Below are 1,091 nucleotides of genomic sequence, written 5' to 3'. Positions count from 1 at the left end.
CTTCACCGTCTCCAGCACATCCCAGGGCGCCAGCATGTCCAGCACCACCCGATCGACCCGGCCGTACTTCTCCACGTCGTAGTCCGCCAGATCCCCGAGCACCGTCGTCCAGTTCGCCGGGCGCTCCCCGAAGAACGTGTCGACATTGCGCTCGGCGTAGGCGAGATGGTCCTCGCGCACCTCGTAGGAGATCACCCGGCCGCCCTCCCCCACGGCGCGCAGCAGCGAACAGGTCAGCGCCCCGGATCCGGCGCCCGCCTCGAGCACCGTCGCGCCGGGGAAGACATCGCCCTCCTGCACGATCTGCGCGGCGTCCTTCGGGTAGATCACCTGCGCACCGCGCGGCATCGACATCACGTAGTCCACCAGCAGCGGCCGCAACGCCAGATAGGGGGTGCCGTTGGTGGAGGTGACCACCACACCCTCGTCGGTGCCGATCAGATCGTCGTGCAGAATCCCGCCGCGGTGGGTGTGGAACTCCTTGCCCGGCTCGAGCACCACGGTGTACTTGCGGCCCTTGGCGTCGGTCAACTGCACCCGGTCCCCCACCTGGAAGGGTCCGCTGCGCCCGAGTCCGCCTACTGCCATCGCCGTGTCCACCTTCGTTCCAGCCCCGCACCCGCGCACGGGCACGCGGGTCCGGCACCGTGTCGGACCCGCGTCCTAGCCTGCCAGGTGTGACCACAGCTGCGCCCACACCCCCCGCCGACATGGTGCGGCCGGTCGCCCTGTCCCCCTCCCGCGCCGCCGACTTCACCCGCTGCCCGCTGCTCTACCGCTTCAAGGCCGTCGACCGGCTCACCGCACCGCCCACCCGCGCCCAGGCGCGCGGCACCGTCGTGCACGCCGCCCTCGAAGCACTGTTCGCGCTCGACGGCCCCGACCGCACCCCCACCGCCGCGCAGACCCTGCTGCCCGACGCCCTGGCCCGTGTCCTCGCCACCACCCCCGATCTCGGCATCGACACCGACGACGCGGGTTTCCTCGCCGAGGCCGCCGCGCTGCTGAGCACCTACTTCACCGTCGAAGACCCCACCGCCGTCGCCGCCGACGGTTGCGAACTGCGGGTGGAGACGACCCTCGACGGCGAT

2 protein-coding genes are annotated in these 1,091 nt (G+C 71.5%); one reads left to right on the top strand and one right to left on the bottom strand.

The annotated features are described in order from the left end of the window. On the bottom strand, positions 1-588 hold a 588-nt coding region (locus R1101_RS0124100), incomplete at its 3' end, for a tRNA (adenine-N1)-methyltransferase (protein ID WP_016935710.1). Between the two features lie 89 nt (positions 589-677). Here R1101_RS0124100 and R1101_RS28605 point away from each other — a divergent pair. Further along, positions 678-1,091: RecB family exonuclease (locus tag R1101_RS28605; protein WP_198420329.1), on the top strand; the 414-nt coding region annotated here is incomplete at its 3' end.

The sequence above is a fragment of the Rhodococcus sp. R1101 genome (genome assembly GCF_000278445.1).
Lineage (GTDB): Bacteria > Actinomycetota > Actinomycetes > Mycobacteriales > Mycobacteriaceae > Rhodococcus > Rhodococcus gordoniae.
The sequence above is the reverse complement of the archived record's forward strand: the minus strand, read 5'-3'. Positions and strand labels throughout refer to the sequence as shown.